We start from the raw sequence: 16,211 nt of genomic DNA, 5'->3' as shown, positions 1-16,211 counted from the left end.
GTTAAACGAAAAGTCTCCTTGCAGGCTGGCTTAGATTTCGTATTCGATCGATCCGTGTCGCTGCGACCGGCTGATGTGATCCATGCTGTACAAGCCCGCCAGCACAAATTCGACGCAGCTGGCGCGAACCGGCTCGCTGGCGCTGGCGTTGACTTCAAACGCCTTCTCCCAAACCGGAGGCACTCGCTTCAACCGTTCCGCATAAACCGAAGAGGGCAACATGTCGCCGACCTCGACGCGCACTCCCTTCTTGAAGATCTCGCCAATCTCTGCGGTGCCATGCTGTTCGACATATTTCTGGAAGACGACCTGAATCGCTTCGGCGACGACGGCGTCCAGGACTTGGCGTTCGCTCATTTGATGGCTGCCCATCAGATCCAGCTCCAGCTTCCCCAGGGCACTGCTGTAGATGTGACCGAGGTCGCTGATCCGCGGCACCGCGGGGGATTCGCCGAGGACGACCGAACGCTGCCGCGCCGAGGCGACCATCGTGCGGAAGTTCGCCAACGAGAACCTCGCCGACACGCCGGATTGATGATCGATGAACTTGCTGCGCCGCGCCTGGTTGGTGATCTCTTCGACCACTTCGTACATGAAATACGGCACCTGGACGGGGAACGGTCCACCGAGATCGTCGTTGGCTTCCTGCTGCAAGATCGCAATCCCCTGGTCGCGGTCGCTGGGGTAATGCGTTTGGATGATCGACCCGATCCGATCCTTCAACTGTGGAATCACTTTGCCCGAGCGGTTGTAGGTGCTGGGGTTGGCGGAGAAGAGGATCATCACATCGAGATCGAATTTGATCGGATAGCCGCGGATCTGGACATCCCGTTCCTCGAGGATGTTGAACAGACCGACCTGTACGAGATCATCCAGTTCGGGCAATTCGTTCATCGCAAAGATGCCGCGGTGCATCCGTGGAATCAAGCCAAACGCGAGTGCCGCTTCGGCGTTCATGCTGACACCGCTTGTCAGTTTGCCCGGGTCGATCTCACCGATGATGTCGGCGAACTTTGTCCCGGGACTCAACCGTTCGCTGTACCGATCGTTGCGATGCCACCAAGCGATCTTGATCTGATCCTCGGGCAGTTCCTTCACCAAACGCTTCCCCAAGGCGGTGATCGGGTCCATCGGATCTTCGTGGACCGGCAATTCGGGATGATCGATGTAGGGAGTCCACTCGTCGAGAAAGCGGACCAACATCCGCATGATGCGGCTCTTCGCTTGTCCCTTTTCGCCCAGGAACAGCATGTCGTGCCCCGCCAGGATCGCCAGATTGATCTCGGGAATGACCGTGTCGTCGTAGCCTACGATGCCGGGGAACAGTTCGTCGCCAGCCTGCAACGCCACCAGAAAGTTATCGCGCAGCTCGTGTTTGACGGTCTTCGATTTCCAGCCCGATTGGCGCAGTTCACTGAGATTCGAAATGGAGGGGACTTCGCTTGGGGTACTCATGCAGATCGGTGACCTGGGGATTCGATTGAGGCAGAGACGGATGACGCAGGCGGGTACAGGAACATTATACCGGGCCGACTAGGAAGGAAAGCGAGAAGGGGCAGTCGCCGAGGAGTCTGCCGCCCCGAGTCCGCGGTGTTCGAGCCTGTCGACGACCCTTATCGGAAAACTCGCTAAACTCTTGTTCTCCAACCCTTCCGTTTTTGCCGGGTGGGTGAAGACGGAATCGAGGCGGTGAAGCTAACCTTCACTTCACCCTCCCCAAACGCAGTTTGCGGGGAGGGTCGAACCAGCGCAGCGAAGTTCGGGGAGGGGAGTCGAGCGATGATGCTCGATGGAGTTTGGAAGACCCGTCGCCGGAAAACTTCCTGCTCTTCCTTTCCTACTTCGCTGGGCGGATGAAAGAGAGCTTAGTTGGCGCGGACTACGTTGACTCGCAAGCGAGCCGGCGCGACGCTGAGGACTTGTTCCAAGAGAGCAGGCGTATGGCGGAGCGTCAGCGGCTTCTTCGCTCGATCGTCCTCAACCACCAGGTGACATGTGGCGAGTTGTTTGCCGCCAAACTGCCAGCGGACAAGATGGCTGCCAGCGGGCAAGTCGACGGTTCCCGCTTTGCGATTCCGCTGCCCTTCGACCGACAACGGGACCGTTTGGTTGTTGACCGCAACGACAACCGCATCCGCTTTATCGGTTCCGGTGCTGGTGACAAACCGGATCGTCGAGTTCTCGGGGAGATCGATCAGGCCAACAAACTCGAGCGAGATCGTCCCGGCTTGGATCCCCAATTGGTCGAGGATCTGCGAGAAGGCGTCGTGCGTAAGGTTCAGTCCGGCGTCGTAGCGGATCAGGGCGCTGACATCCAATCCGTCGGCCTTCAATCGCCCGAGCATGCCGGTCAGGTTCCCCGCGGGCATGGCGGCGGCGGGCGCGGCGGCTATCGAAGGTGTCGGCGCGACGGTCCGCAGGTCGGCTGGAAGCATCGCATCGAGCTCGGCCAACTTCCGCTCGAGGTCCTTGGCTTTTAAGCCCGAACTCTCCAGCATCGCTTCGGCAACCAGATCGCGAGCGTGCAGCAAGATCGATTCGCCACCGCGGCCGCGGACATCCGCAGCACACTCGATCCAACTGTTGACAAGATCCAAGGTGCTGTCGGGAGCTGCGGCGGTATCGATTTCCATCTGCGCGACCTTGGCCAACTTGGGCGTCGACGCATGCTTCAGCCAAGGCAATCCCTGCGGCCAATCGTAGAGGTACAAGCAGAGATATCGCCCGACCGAATTGGCAGCCGAAGCGGAGGCGGTGGCCGGAGTCGATTCGGCCAACGCTTTGGTCGCCAGCGGCGCGATCCGCTTGGCCTGTTTGATCGCATCGGATTGCAAGTTGATCCGCAACCGCAGATCGCTGTCACCCAGTTTGACCGCCAGCGTCGTCGCTCCGCGGAGCGTGGTGGCGGCCGAATCAAACTCCTCGGCTCGCAATAACAGTTCGCTAGTCGACAGCGCCCAACCGATCACACGTTCCTTTTGCGTGATCGTCTGCGCACCATTGATCAACGGTTCCAGCAGCAACTGCCGCAACTGGACCTCGCTCGCCTGGTATTCTCTCGTCAGCTGCAGAAGCGCCTGTTGCGCATCGGCACCGCGGCCCATCATCAACAAATGCTGCGACGATTCCAACAACAGCACCCAGCGATCGGCCGACCCCGGTTCGCTCTCGGTCGCCGTCTGCAACAACTTGCGAATATTGGAAACGAGATCGGCATCGGTATTAGCCGCCGGCAGATCGGCTCGCAAACGAGCCAGCCGCTCGGTCGCCACCGCGACCTCATCGGCTGAAGGTTTGGGAAACCGCGAATCCTGCAGACCGCCGTCGGCTTCGACTGCGGGCTGGAGATCAACTTGTGCAAAGGGATCGACAGCCGGATCGGCCGCCGGATCGGCAGCTGCCGCCGGAGGAGCGGCAGGAGTTGCGATCGGCGCTGGCGTCGCGGTAACTGACGGCATCGGATCGGCCGTATCAGCTGGCACGTCAGCCGCCGGCATCGGGCTGTCCGAACTGGCAGCGTCCGCTGGCATCGGTTCAGTCGATTCGGATTCCAATGACTTCGGTTCAGTCGATTCCGGGTCGGTGATCGGTGCGGGAGTCGACGGCGATTCGGGAGCGACACTTGGGGCGTCTTCGAGCGTTGCCGACGGTTCGACGTTGGGGACAAACACCAACGGGTCCGCCGACGATGGAGCGGTTCCGGGCAACGACCGATGAACGGGCATCGGCTCGCTTTCCGACGGCGATGCTTTCAAACCGTCCGATTCCGACGGCACGACAAACGCTTCGGCAAAGGGACTGACTGGCTCGGCGGCCGGAGCTGGTTCGTCGACTTCGGCAACCGGAAAATCAGTCGTCAGCTGAGGCGAAGGAGCCGCGCTGCCGAGCTGTCGAGCAATCGGTTCGGGAGCGGCCGAGACCGTCGTCGCCGCGGCTGTCAGTTCTCCGCTGGGCGGATCGTCGGCGGAGGACATCGCGATCACGATCGGCAGCACGATCAAAATCGAGACGCTAGCCATTGCCGATGCAACCCAGACGGCGCGGCGTGAAAATGGAAACAGCCCCATTCGCCGGGCGACAGTTTTCCAGCCCGCTTCGGCTTGCAGGCCAACCGGCAGGTAGGTGTCGTCGGCGGCCGAGGGATCGAAGCGGTCGCGGAGTTCGTCTTGAGTGACGACGGTGGCGTGCCGCGGTTTCCACCACGGTTTGACTTGGGCTGGCGGAGATTCCAGCTGCAATAACTGGACCCGCTGCATCAACTCGTTGCGACCGCGAGGGTCTAACAAGCGATAGGTAGACGCCGCGATGCTGGCGATTCGATCGTCGAAGCCATGCCGCGTATCGGTCGGTTCGTCCAACGCAACCGCCGCCGTTGCATCGCCAGCGGCGCGACGAATCACTCCGACGCGAGCCTCGCGAACACCGATCCCCAATCGAACAAAATCATCCACGCGAACACGAGGTCCGACGGAATGGGTTTCGTCGATTCGTTCTATGGTACGGGTAGCCATGGCGATAGTAATTGAAACAGGCAGCAAATCGCCCGTCAAACGAATCTTTCGAAGGTAGGTTGCGACGCGAGCGGCGGGGAAGTGTACAGCCTTCCCCTCGATTATAGACAGCGCAATCTATCGGCAGGTTCCGTCCTGGAGCAAAAGCTTGTTTTTGCTTTCGCGTTAGCTACACATCGCACACCCTTGCAGCCTCACGAAGGGAGGCGATTGGGTCATTGCTAGTCGGGATGAACTCTTGCGCGACGTATTGAGAATATCCAGTTTCCAGAATCGCCCGCATGACAGCTGGGTAATTGATCTCTTGATCGTCGTTTAACTCACCCCGACCCGGAGCGCCAGCGGTGTGATAGTGACCGATAAGTGGATGATACTCCCTGATACGGCGAATGATATCCCCATTCATGATTTGCACGTGATAGATGTCAAATAACAGCTTGAAGCGCGGTGAATCGAGCTGTTTGACCAGGTCGACGCACAGTTCCACGTCGTCTCCCCAGTATCCCGGATGCCCCTTCATCGGGTGCGTGTCGTCGCGACTGTTCAAATGTTCAAGAACCAGCGTGATATCGTTCGCTTCGGCGTACGGAAGAACACGTTTCCAGAGGTCCAGGCAGTTTTTTGTCGCCTGGCGGTCGTCGATTCCCGTTTTTCGCATCCCAGTAAATGTGATCACGCTGGGGGCGCCGAACTTCACGGCGGTATCGATTGCTTCGCGCAGCTTCGCCTCATTCATCGCATGGTTTTCGGGATCAAGCGGTCCCGCCTGGAAACCGTGGCTGCCGACCAGCGAGATCTTCAGGCCGAGCTTGGTGACGGCGGGATAGTCGCTTGCGGGAATCCCCTCGATCGCTTCGATGCCGATCGCTTTGCAGTGCTTAGCCAATTCGATCGACGGCATCGGCTTGAAGCACCACCCCATCACCGATTGGTGAATCCGCCCCTTCGTGATCGCGGGGCTCGAATCGCGAGCGGCCGTTTCCTTGGCAACATCCTCGGCACGGGAAACCGTTTGCCGCGTGGCAACTGCCGCCAGAGCCGCCCCGCCGGCGGCCAAAAGATTACGTCGCGATAGACTCATGTTCGAACTCCGATCTGGATTTATAGAAGGACAGCCCCTCCAACCAGCATCGCTGCGAGTTCGAACGATGGTCGCGATCGGCTGGTTGGACGCGTCTCTCGCTGCGAGAAAACGCGTCCAGCCGACCGCACTTTCGCGGCGCGAAAGGCGACCAATAGAACGACCTCGGTTGCCAGCCGACGACTACTCGTCGGTGACGCAACCTTCGGAGGCACTCTTTACATTCTTAATGTACTTGTAAAGCGTGCCGCGTGTTGCTTTCAGTGGTGGCGCGACAAATTCCTCGCGTCGCTTGGCCAGTTCTTCGTCGCTGACGTCGATGTTGATCTCCAGCTTTTCGGCGTCGATCGTGATCTTGTCGCCATCGCGAGCCAGAGCGATCGGTCCGCCCTCTTGAGCTTCGGGAGTAACGTGGCCGACGATAAATCCGTGCGACCCGCCCGAGAAGCGTCCATCGGTCATCAACGCCACGTCGGCGCCCAAACCGGCACCCATGATCGCGCTGGTTGGGGTCAGCATCTCCGGCATGCCGGGGCCACCCTTAGGACCTTCATAACGAATGATCACCACGTCACCCTTGACGATCTTCTTTTCTTCCAATGCCGTCAGCATCTCTTCTTCGCTGTCGAAGCAGCGGGCGGTGCCGGTGAACAGCAGCCCCTCTTTGCCGGTGATCTTGGCAACAGCTCCTTCGGGCGCCAGGTTGCCGCGCAAGATGCGGATGTGACCGCTGGCTTTGATCGGTTTATCCAGCGGGCGAATGATCTCTTGACCGGGATCGAGATCGGGAACGTCGGCTAGGTTTTCGCCGAGGGTTTTGCCGGTGACAGTCATGCAGTCGCCGGTGATCACTCCTTCGGCCAACAGATACTTCATCAACGCGGGCGTTCCGCCAACGCTGTGCAGATCCTCTTGAACGAACTTGCCGCTCGGCTTGAGGTCGGCGATATAAGGAACGCGATCGCTGACCGCTTGGAAATCGTCGATCGTCAAATTGATGTCGACAGCGCGAGCCATCGCGATCAGGTGCAACACGGCGTTGGTGCTGCCGCCGACCGCCATGATCACAGCCATCGCGTTTTCGAATGCTTGGCGAGTCATGATGTCGCGGGGCTTGATGTCCCGTTCCAACAGGACGCGGATCGCGGCACCGGCGCGGCGGCATTCATCTTTCTTGGCGGGATCTTCGGCGGGGATGCTAGCCGAATAGGGCAACGTCATGCCGAGGGCTTCGATCGCGGTCGCCATCGTGTTGGCTGTATACATACCGCCGCAAGCACCAGCGCCCGGAATGCTGCACTTGACGATGTTCTGGCGTTCGGATTCATCGATATCGCCCGACAGGTATTGGCCGTAGCACTGGAACGCGTTGACGATATCCAGCTTCTGTCCGTTCCACTTGCCGGCTCGGATCGTGCCGCCGTAGACCATAATACTGGGGCGGTTCAAACGTCCCATCGCGATCAGACATCCGGGCATGTTCTTATCGCAACCGGGCAGCGCGACCAAGCCGTCATACCACTGGCCACCCATGATCGTTTCGATGCTGTCGGCGATCAAATCGCGACTCTGCAGCGAGAAGCTCATCCCCTCGGTTCCCATCGAGATCCCGTCGCTGACGCCGACGGTGTTGAACCGCATTCCAACCATGTCGGCGGCGCGGACGCCTTCCTTGACTTCGTTGGCGAGGTCCAACAGGTGCATGTTGCAAGTGTTGCCTTCGTACCAGACGCTGCCGATCCCCACCTGCGCCTTGTTCATGTCTTCGGAGGTCATTCCGGTGCCGTAGAGCATCGCTTGCGAAGCGCCTTGGCTCTTGGGTTGAGTGACTCGACTGCTGTACTTATTAAGGGGAGCATTCATGATCGCGGCGGTTCTTCTTCTGTGGGGGTAGTTCCGTAAGGGGCAGAGGGCATGGTGGCGATTTTGGAGATCGGTCGCCAAACCACGACAAACGCAAGGGGCTCGATTATGATCTGTGAGTATCGAATTATGAATGGGTGGGATTGGCAGAGCAATGCTGGGGCTGGTGGCGAGCGACCGCTCGAATCGGCTGCGATCCCGATTCCGTCCCCCCAATTGCGACCCCAACTCTCTGGAGAACCTCCCGATGCGCCGCCTGTTCGCCTGTTTTTTGCTGCTTTTCCCGATCGTTGCTGTCGCTCAATCGCCAGCCCCCGAATCGGGCTTCACGCCGCTGTTCGATGGCAAATCGCTGCAGGGATGGGAGGGAGACGCGAACTGGTTCCGCGTCGACGACGGTGCGATCGTGGCCGGTTCGGCCAGCGAAACGATCCCGAACAACTTCTTCCTGGCCACGACTGAGCAGTACGAAGATTTTGAGCTGCGGTTGGAAGCCAAGCTGGTTGGGGCGGGGCAAAACGCGGGGGTCCAGTTCCGCACCCAGCGAATCCCCAACCACCACGAGGTTTCGGGCTATCAAGCCGATATGGGGACGGCGGGGGGGAAGCCGATCTGGGGCTCGCTGTACGACGAATCGCGACGCAATAAGATGTTGGCCGTCCCCGATCCGGCAGCGGTTGAGGAGGTACTGAAAACGGACGACTGGAATCGGATCCGCATCCGCTGCCAGGGGGCTCGCATCCAGATCTGGCTCAACGATCTGCAGACCGTCGACTACACCGAAACCGATCCGCAGATCGAGCGAACGGGGATCATCGCGTTGCAGATTCATGGTGGTAAACCCGCAGTCGCCTCCTATCGCAACATCCGCATCCAGCGGTTGAAGTAAGCGACACGTGAACCGCGGGTGAGATTGCCAGCAGGCCCGAACGCTAGCGAGTGGCAGCTGACACCATCGCTGAAAATCGATTCGACCCTGGCATGCAACGTGCCAAAACGGATGCGTTTTGTTGCGTCTGTGCTATCATGCAACGTGCGATCGGCCTCACGTTGCCGACGGCGACGTTCATCGGCTAGCGAATGAGGTGCCGAGATGATAGCAGCCCGCAGTGCTTCTCTTTTCTTGCTCTACACGATCGGATTCACCGCGGCGACAGTTTTTTCGCAGGAAGAGTCGCCGACACCGGAACAGGCCGCAGCGATCGCCACAGCAGCCGAAGGACTCAGTTCCCCCCGCTTCGATGTTCGCGAGCGGTCGATGCGCGAACTGTGGCAGATCGGCTTGCCAGCTCGCGAGAAACTGGAACAGCTTGTCGCCGAGGGGGGCTCCGAAGCCCAGATGCGCGCCCGCTGCGTGCTGCGAGATTTTCAATACGGCGTGCTGCCAACGACTCCGCCGCGGCTGCGTCAATTGATCGGCAAGTTTCGCGACGGGCGAGGCAAGCAGCGATTTGAGGCGATGGAGGGATTGCGTGGCGAACGGGCGTTGGCGGTGCTCGAAAACCTGATCTCGCTGGAACCGAACGCTCCACTGCGAACCGCCTACCTGATCCAATTGGTGTCCGACCCGGCGATCATCGACGACTATGCGGGCCCACAGCAAATGGTCGACTTGGTCCAGCGTGTCGGCGGCGATCAAGATGCCGGTTGGCAACGCGACACGACGGCATCGCTCGTCTTTTCTCCGCTGTTGGTTTCCACGCTAGCCAAAGACGACCAGCTCGATCAGCTGGACCAATTTGTCGCCGCACTAAAACCGGAAGACCGCTCGCGTTATCTGGCGGCGTTCTACACCAATCCGACGAGTCTCCAGATTCTGGTCCAAGCCAGCCGGCATGGCTTTCTGTTGAAGATGCTGCAACACGAAACCGATCCCTCCAGCCGCAACACGTTGGCGCTGCGGCTGTTCTCACAACAACAAGTCACCCAGGGGCTGGCTCAGCGCGGCGGATTGATCGACTCTCTCGGCGAACTGCCAAACCATGTCGACGACGCGACGATGCAAACGTTGCTGCAGGTGGTGCTGCGGCAATCGGCGACGATCTCGGCGATCTTAACGCGATCGGGCTTCGATGGTTTATTAAGGCTGTCGCAGCAGATCGAAGATCCCGACGATCGCGTGAGTGCGTTGGCGATGATCGTCGCGAACCGAACGGTGATCGCGCAACTGAAGTCGGAAGACAAGCTGGGAAAAATCCTCGATCTAGCGACCGAGCAACCCGACGACGCGCGGCGGTTGGCTTACCTGAAGGCGATCGTTAAAGCGAACATCTTGAACACGTTGGCGGCTGCCGATGCGATGCCGATGGTGAAAGATCTGTGGCGTCGAATCGAAGCGTCGGAGGATCCTACGCTGCAGCACGATGCGATCCTACGGATGGTGCGAATCCCCAATTTGACGGAGTTAATTAAAGATCGCGCCGCGGCGGAAAGCCTGCTGGAAATGATCGGCACGATGGACAAGAACCTGTTACCCAACGTGCTGCCGGTTTTGGTCCACAACGTCGATCTGATGCGATTCCTTAGTAACGCTGACCTGATCGATAAATTGGTCGCGATCCACTGCGACGTCCCCGAACCACACCGCACTCGCGTGTTGGGGCAATTGGTGAGCAAGATGGCGACGTGGCAGCGCGATCCGGCAAAGCGAATGGCATTGTTGTGGCAGACCGTCGATCGATTGCCAGCGGAGGATCGTCCCAGCTATCTGGCGGCGCTCGGCCGCTTGCGGCTGGACCCGGCGATGGCGCGGCAACTCGTTTCGCGACTGCTGCATGAAACGCCCGACGATCAGCGCGATGCAGCGATTGAAGCGGTCCTTCAATCGCGGGCGCTATCGTCTGTGGTTCGCGAACCGCAGGACTTGCAAGCCCTGGTCGATCGGTTGCCGAGCGTCGACAAAAAGACGCTGGCGACGTTTTCTACATTGATTTCGACCGATCAATCCTTTCGCCAGGCGATCTTGGATGCGGGACATCTCGCAACGCTGACAGCTCAGTTCTGTCGGCTCGATCCCAAACCAAGCGTCGCAGTGATATCCCGCATGCTGCAGTCACGCGAAGCCCAAAACGAGATCGCCAAGCCGGAATGTGTTGCGCGGCTGATCGAGATCGGTATGCAGTTACCGGAACCGAACCACAAACTGCAGATTTTCGACGCCATCGTGGCGAACAAAATTGGACTGCAGCAATTGTTGGAAGCCGATCGGCTGGGACCATTGATCGAACTGCTGAAATCGCCGCCGACGCCACAGCAGAACCAGTCGTTGTCGAAGTTCTTGGGCAATTCCGCGGTGCTCACTCATTTGGTCCAACACAACCTCTCGAAGCACATTGTGGCGATTGCCCAGGAGGATTGGCCGACAGCGGCATTACAGCACCTGGCGTCACGTTTGTTTTGTTGGCAGTTTGTTCGGTTGATCGAAAAAGAGGACAAGCTGGAGGACGTTCACGAACTGCTGCAGTCGGACATTCCGCCTTCGGTGGCCGCTGCGTTGGCGAACCAAGTTTTGGCCGGGAAAGGCATGAGGCGCGGCTTCGAAAAACAGGGGTGGCTGCTGCAGACGTTTGATATGGCATTGCATCGCGATGGGTTGAGCGATCCGGCCGTCCGGGGGCTGATGAACGACCGAGACGCGTTGCAGGCGTTTACCGATGCGATGCGGATGAATGATCTTGTCGAGGCCGCGCTAGAGGATCGTCGAGAGTTATCGGTCGCGCGGCGAGGGCAAGGATTGTTCACCTCGACCACTTTGTTGAATCAATTGTTGGAAACTCAACAGATCGATGTTTTGTATCGAGCCATCAAGTCGCAGCCGAACGCCGACGACAAATCAACAATTCTCAGGGCGATGGTTGTTCAGCGATATTCGATCTCGCGACTGATCCAGGCGGGCCAGTTTGAACCGCTGTGGGAATTGATCCAAACCGAGGCATCGCAAGAGATGCAGCCGTTGTTGCACAGCTATGTCTTAGCAGCCGCGGTGGACGATTCGCCGGCGTGGGATGGCGAGCTGCAACCGTTGTACGCCGCGATCGATGGACTGGCGGAAAATCGGATTCGCCACGAAGCGATTGGCGTGTTGGCTGGGGCTGTGTTGAGTGATGATTCCGAAAGCCGGCAGTCGCATGTCACGCAGATCGCCCGGTGGATCGACCAGCAGACCGATTCCGCAGTCGCGAAGCTGTGGAGCACGCGGCTGGTCAGTGCGGCTGGGCCGACAACGATCGTGCAAGCGGGGCGGACCGACCTGTTGGCCGACCTGATCAAAGACCACGCTTTGCCTCAATCGACCGTGGCCATGTTGACGACGCAGCCCGAAACCGTCGCTGCGTTACATGAGGCCAAGTTGTTGGAAGCTCTGATCGAGGCTTGCAATCGGTCGCCGCAGCGGTCCGCGTTGCGAACGGTGTTATTGCAGTCGCCCGCCATGGCCGAACGCCTGGACCGGGAAACCCAGATTCGCCCCTGGCTGAAGGAACTCTTTTCCGTCGAAGGGAATTCGCAGCGAGACGATGCGCTGCGAAGCGTGATGCGGCGTAAGCATCTGATTCGCTTGGCGATTCAAGAGGGACACTTCGACACGTTAGCCCAGTGGGTGAAGGCGTCGGGGCAGTCGCCATCGGCGAGGTCGCGCGGCGGTGCACCGGCGTTGTTGTTCGAGTTCTTGTCGCAACCGATCTGTATCGAGGTACTGGAGAGTGAAAAGCGGGAAGACGAATTGGTCAAGTCATTGGTCGAAGTGGGCGACCCGCGACAGCAGTATCGGCTGTTGAGCGAGGGGATCCACCTTCGCGGTGCTATCGAATGCATCGCCCGCAATGGCGGACTCGATCCGATGATGGACGTTGTCGAAAAACTCCCCGCAACGATGGGCTCAGCACTGGTGCAGCGATGGATCCTTTCGCCAAACACGCTGGCAGGCTGGATCGATAACGCGACGCCAGCGGCTGTCGATCGGCTGCGCGCTTCGCTCACCGAACAACAGATGAAAGCGTTCATTCAGCTAGCCAGCATGCGTTCGGAAGAGTCGCTTCGATCGAAGCGCGCTGCGGAGTTCGTGTTGCAAATTCTGCAGAAGGTTCCGGTCCCCGATCGCCAGATGTTTACGCAGCGAATCGTTCCCAATCCGAAAGTTCGTTGGCGTCTGTTGGAATATGGTCATTATGAAACGTTGCTGCAGATGATCGATCAATTGTCTAGCGCCGCCGTGTTTCGAAAAGAACTGATCTATTCCGATGCCGGCGTGCTCGCGCACAAGATCGCTCATGGCAAATTCGACGAGGCGGAGCGGTTGTTGCAGGAAAACACCGCCAGCGAGATTGGACGGAGCGACCTGGCTGCGTTTTGGTTGCAGCGAGGTCTCTTGTCCAAACGGATTGCCGAACACAAGGATTCACCTCTACTGCCGTTTCTGTTGCGTGCCAATGGGAAACCCGAAGAAGCAGCCCAGTGGGCGCGGGAGCAAAAGAATATCCCGCTGGCGACTTGGATCGACGCCGGCGCAGGGCGTTGGGACCGCGCGGCAGATCAACAACGGCAGATCTTCGACGGGCTTGTCGCGGCGGCAATCCATGACGAAATGCTGCGGTTGAGCGTGCTGTGCGGTTTGGCCAGTTACCAACATCAGGCGGGACGCGCGGCCGACTGTGACCAGACCTTGGGGCAGGTGGCACGGTTGGCGGAGACGATCGCAACGCCTGCGGCGCAGATCGCGCTAATGAATTGTCTGTTGGTTAACGATCGGGTCGATCGCGCGTTGGAGATCGCCAAGACGCATGCGCCGCAAACGCACTTCGAACTGCTGCGGGCTCGAGGCGACTACGACGCTGCACTACAAGCTGTCGCTTGGAAGTCGGACGATCCGGCCGCATGGGTTGCTGAGCGGTTGAATGTCGACATGCAGCAAACGATCCCAATGGAAGCGGTTCAGATCGTTGCAAAGGTCGGTTGGATCTTGGATCAGCGGGAAGCAGCCGATCAAGCCGATGCTCTTTACGCAGCGCTGGCGGAACAGATTCACTCGCAGCAGAAAGATCCGCGCCGCAGCAATCTCCTGCACCAGAAGGAACTGTTTCGCACTCTGCGAAGCAGCGGGCGCATGGCGCTAGCGGTAGAACCCTTGCTCGACGAAACAAAGCGAATCGGTCGTGCCAATGGTTTTTACATCTTCGGACCCATGGGCCAGCATACGACGGCGTCTCGGCGTGCATTGGAACGGATGGGATACCTGAACACACCGCGGATTCTCCAGCCGGCGATCGCCGATCTCGTCACCGAATTCGACGGTTGGTGGAGCCACTTCGAAGCGAAGTCGCCGGGCAACGCCGACGATCAATTGTTGCAGCGGCTGCAGAACGTCGATGCGATGCTCTCTGGCGAAGGGACTGTCGAGATCGATAGTCAAACGATGTCGCCGGAAGAATATCTGGCGGGTGAGTTGAAGAAGCTGGAGGAGACGACGCTGACGGCGGAGCAGTTGTCTGCTTTTGTTGGGACGATGCTGCGGTTCGATCAGACGCAGCAGGCGTTCGATTTGATGCAGCAGCAACGCGAAACCGAGTTGCCAGCGGCGCAGGCCGGGATCATCTACCGGCGGCTGGGCAAGTGGGCTGAAGCGGCCGAAGCGTTTCAACAGGCGTGGGAGAACGACGTCCTGCAACTCGAATTCCGCTATCTCGCCGCCGACGCGGTAGCTCGCAGCGGCGATCGCGAAGCGGGAGCCAAACAGATGCAAACCGCATCGATGATGGCTGTCAACTTTCGCATCCGCAACGCGCTCACGCATCGCTTGCGCGAACTGGGAGCTCAACCGTTGGCGGCCGAAGAAGCTCGATTGTTGCAGGCGGTTTCGCCGATCGGCAGCTTCACATGGTACAAGTCCTGCCAACGGCGAGCCGATCTGGAAACCGATCCCGCCACGGTCGCCGATCTACTGCAGACGACGATGCTGCAATTCGCTGGCGGCTGGACCGAAGAGATCCCGCTCTCCGATCTAGCCTCGCTGCACCGAATCCATCGAATGCGAGCCGCCGCGGCGATCGAAGCTGGCGATTTCGAGAAAGCTCAACAGCACATCGACCGGATGTTAATCCTGAACCGCATCGATCCGCAAAACGGCGAACAGTTGATCCCAGCGCTGCGGGCCGCCGGCCGCGATGAACAAGCCGACGCGCTGCAAGGTGAGCTGATCGTGACGTCACGTTCGATCGATTAACGGCTCGATCGGCTGTTGTTTTGCGAGCGGGCGTTGCGCTCGGCCATCATCTCGGCGCGGCGTTTTGCGTACGCTTGTCGTTTCGCCTCAGCAGCTTCTTTGCGTTGCACGAACTGCATCACACGCGACGCGTTGACCAGGTACATCTCGGGATCGTCGATCACGACCGGGGTCGACCAGGTGCGGCCGTCGTTCACGTTGCAGAAGTTGAAGAAGAACGACGTGATGCGTTCGGCGTTAAAGCCGTAAGGCGTTTGGCTGGTCAGCAGATCTTGTGGCGTGAGCGGATCGACGCCGGGGCTGGCGTAGTAGTGGATGCGTCCGTCGGGAGTGACGCTGATTCCAAACGTCCACCAACCAAACTGCTCCATCTCGGCAACGCGGAAGTCGCGGCCGCGGTTATCGCCGCGAACTGCCAGATAAGCCGAACCGGCGGGGCCGCGTTGGTCCGCGGTGTGGCGATAGTGAACCCAGATTCCAGGCCAATACGGCTCGGGGCCCATCTCGGTTCCAAAGGCCAGAAAGCCTTCACGCTCCTGTTCGGCGGTGGTCGAACATCCCAAGCGGAATCCGAAATGCGGCCCGTTTCGCTTTTCCCAGCGATCGACTTCGGGGAAGTAGACCCGGACCATGCAGTTGGGCGATTCGGAGGGTCGGAAACTGGTTCCCAATCGCGAGGGACAACTGACGATCAAATCATCCTGTTCGACGGTCCGGGTGTTTTGCCCGGGGATGCCGCTGTGCAACGTCGAAACCCACAACGCGTTCTTGCTGTGCGGCAGACCGCCGGCTGGAGTCGGGATGATCTGCATGTGATCGGGCTGGCCGCGCTCGGGCCCTTCGATAAAGCGGCGGTTCTTCGAATATCCCGACGGCCCGTTGCGGCGCTCGTTGTTTTCGTGCGAACCCTTGGGCATGTTGTGGACAAATTCCCAACCCGGTTCCTCGAAATCGTCACCCACATAATCGATCTTCGTTCCGGTGCCCGGCACCACTTGTGCAAACACTGGGGCAGCCATCAGCATCGACATCAGCAAAAGTTGAGGGCAAACGAGAACTTTCATCAAGACATTCTCTCAGGCGAGGAAGGCAGGAGCGCGAGCAACGATCGACATCGGTTCTATCGGTAATCGCCGCGGTCAACCTTACCCTTCGGCTGGGTTGTTTGATGAAAACGCCGAAACCAACCGCCGCAGCGACTGCTAGCGTCCAGAGACTGGGGAATGTAGCGAATTGTGGCTCCCTCCCTTCAGTCCTTTTTCTTAAAGAGCCTCGCTCGCAAACGACGCTCGGCTAGCCGAACCGCTGCTAGTGCTTCATCCACATTTGAATTCAGCGTAGTGGACGAGGTCACGAATCCTTTCGCGCCAGAAATTATGGGGACTCGTGACCTCCTGTCGGTTACCCACAAATTTCCCGAAGGGAATCAAGCAATTAGCCGTAGGTAAGCGCAGCGCCACCTACGGTATCGAACGTAACTCGCTAAGTTGACCGCGAAGGCGGTCGCAGAATCCCATGCAGTTGCGCTGCGACCGCCTTC

General features: G+C 59.2%; 7 protein-coding genes. 2 read left to right on the top strand and 5 right to left on the bottom strand.

Annotation, left to right across the window (positions count from 1 at the left end; genetic code table 11):
- Positions 1-30: 30 nt before the first annotated feature.
- From EC9_RS25970 to ilvD, 4 genes are all read right to left on the bottom strand, one after another.
- Positions 31-1,455, bottom strand: coding sequence for a magnesium chelatase (locus tag EC9_RS25970; protein ID WP_145348878.1), 1,425 nt, complete (start codon positions 1,453-1,455; stop codon positions 31-33).
- A 410-nt stretch (positions 1,456-1,865) separates the two neighbouring features.
- Positions 1,866-4,511 (bottom strand): hypothetical protein, encoded by a 2,646-nt coding sequence (locus EC9_RS25965; protein WP_218934458.1) that lies wholly within the window; start codon positions 4,509-4,511, stop codon positions 1,866-1,868.
- Positions 4,512-4,680: 169 nt separating this feature from the next.
- Positions 4,681-5,592: a hydroxypyruvate isomerase family protein gene (locus tag EC9_RS25960; RefSeq protein ID WP_232529917.1), complete on the bottom strand. Its 912-nt coding sequence runs from the start codon at positions 5,590-5,592 to the stop codon at positions 4,681-4,683.
- 183 nt (positions 5,593-5,775) lie between these two features.
- The gene (gene ilvD, locus EC9_RS25955) at positions 5,776-7,455 is read right to left on the bottom strand and encodes a dihydroxy-acid dehydratase (protein WP_145117210.1); all 1,680 of its coding nucleotides are present in this window, start codon (positions 7,453-7,455) and stop codon (positions 5,776-5,778) included.
- Positions 7,456-7,702: 247 nt separating this feature from the next.
- On the opposite strand from ilvD, the gene EC9_RS25950 reads away from it, so the two are divergent.
- Both EC9_RS25950 and EC9_RS25945 read left to right on the top strand, forming a co-directional pair.
- Complete coding sequence (locus tag EC9_RS25950; RefSeq protein ID WP_145348876.1) at positions 7,703-8,344, top strand: 3-keto-disaccharide hydrolase; 642 nt, start codon at positions 7,703-7,705, stop codon at positions 8,342-8,344.
- A 204-nt stretch (positions 8,345-8,548) separates the two neighbouring features.
- On the top strand, positions 8,549-14,671 hold the full coding sequence (locus tag EC9_RS25945; protein ID WP_145348875.1) for a hypothetical protein: 6,123 nt from the start codon (positions 8,549-8,551) through the stop codon (positions 14,669-14,671).
- Here the strand turns inward: EC9_RS25945 and EC9_RS25940 are convergent.
- Entirely contained in the window at positions 14,668-15,735 is a 1,068-nt protein-coding gene (locus tag EC9_RS25940) for a hypothetical protein (protein WP_145348874.1), read from the bottom strand. The two genes, EC9_RS25945 and EC9_RS25940, sit on opposite strands and share 4 nt — an antisense overlap.
- Between the last annotated feature and the right edge of the window lie 476 nt (positions 15,736-16,211).

The organism is Rosistilla ulvae, from assembly GCF_007741475.1.
In the GTDB taxonomy this organism is placed as follows: domain Bacteria; phylum Planctomycetota; class Planctomycetia; order Pirellulales; family Pirellulaceae; genus Rosistilla; species Rosistilla ulvae.
The sequence above is the reverse complement of the archived record's forward strand: the minus strand, read 5'-3'. Positions and strand labels throughout refer to the sequence as shown.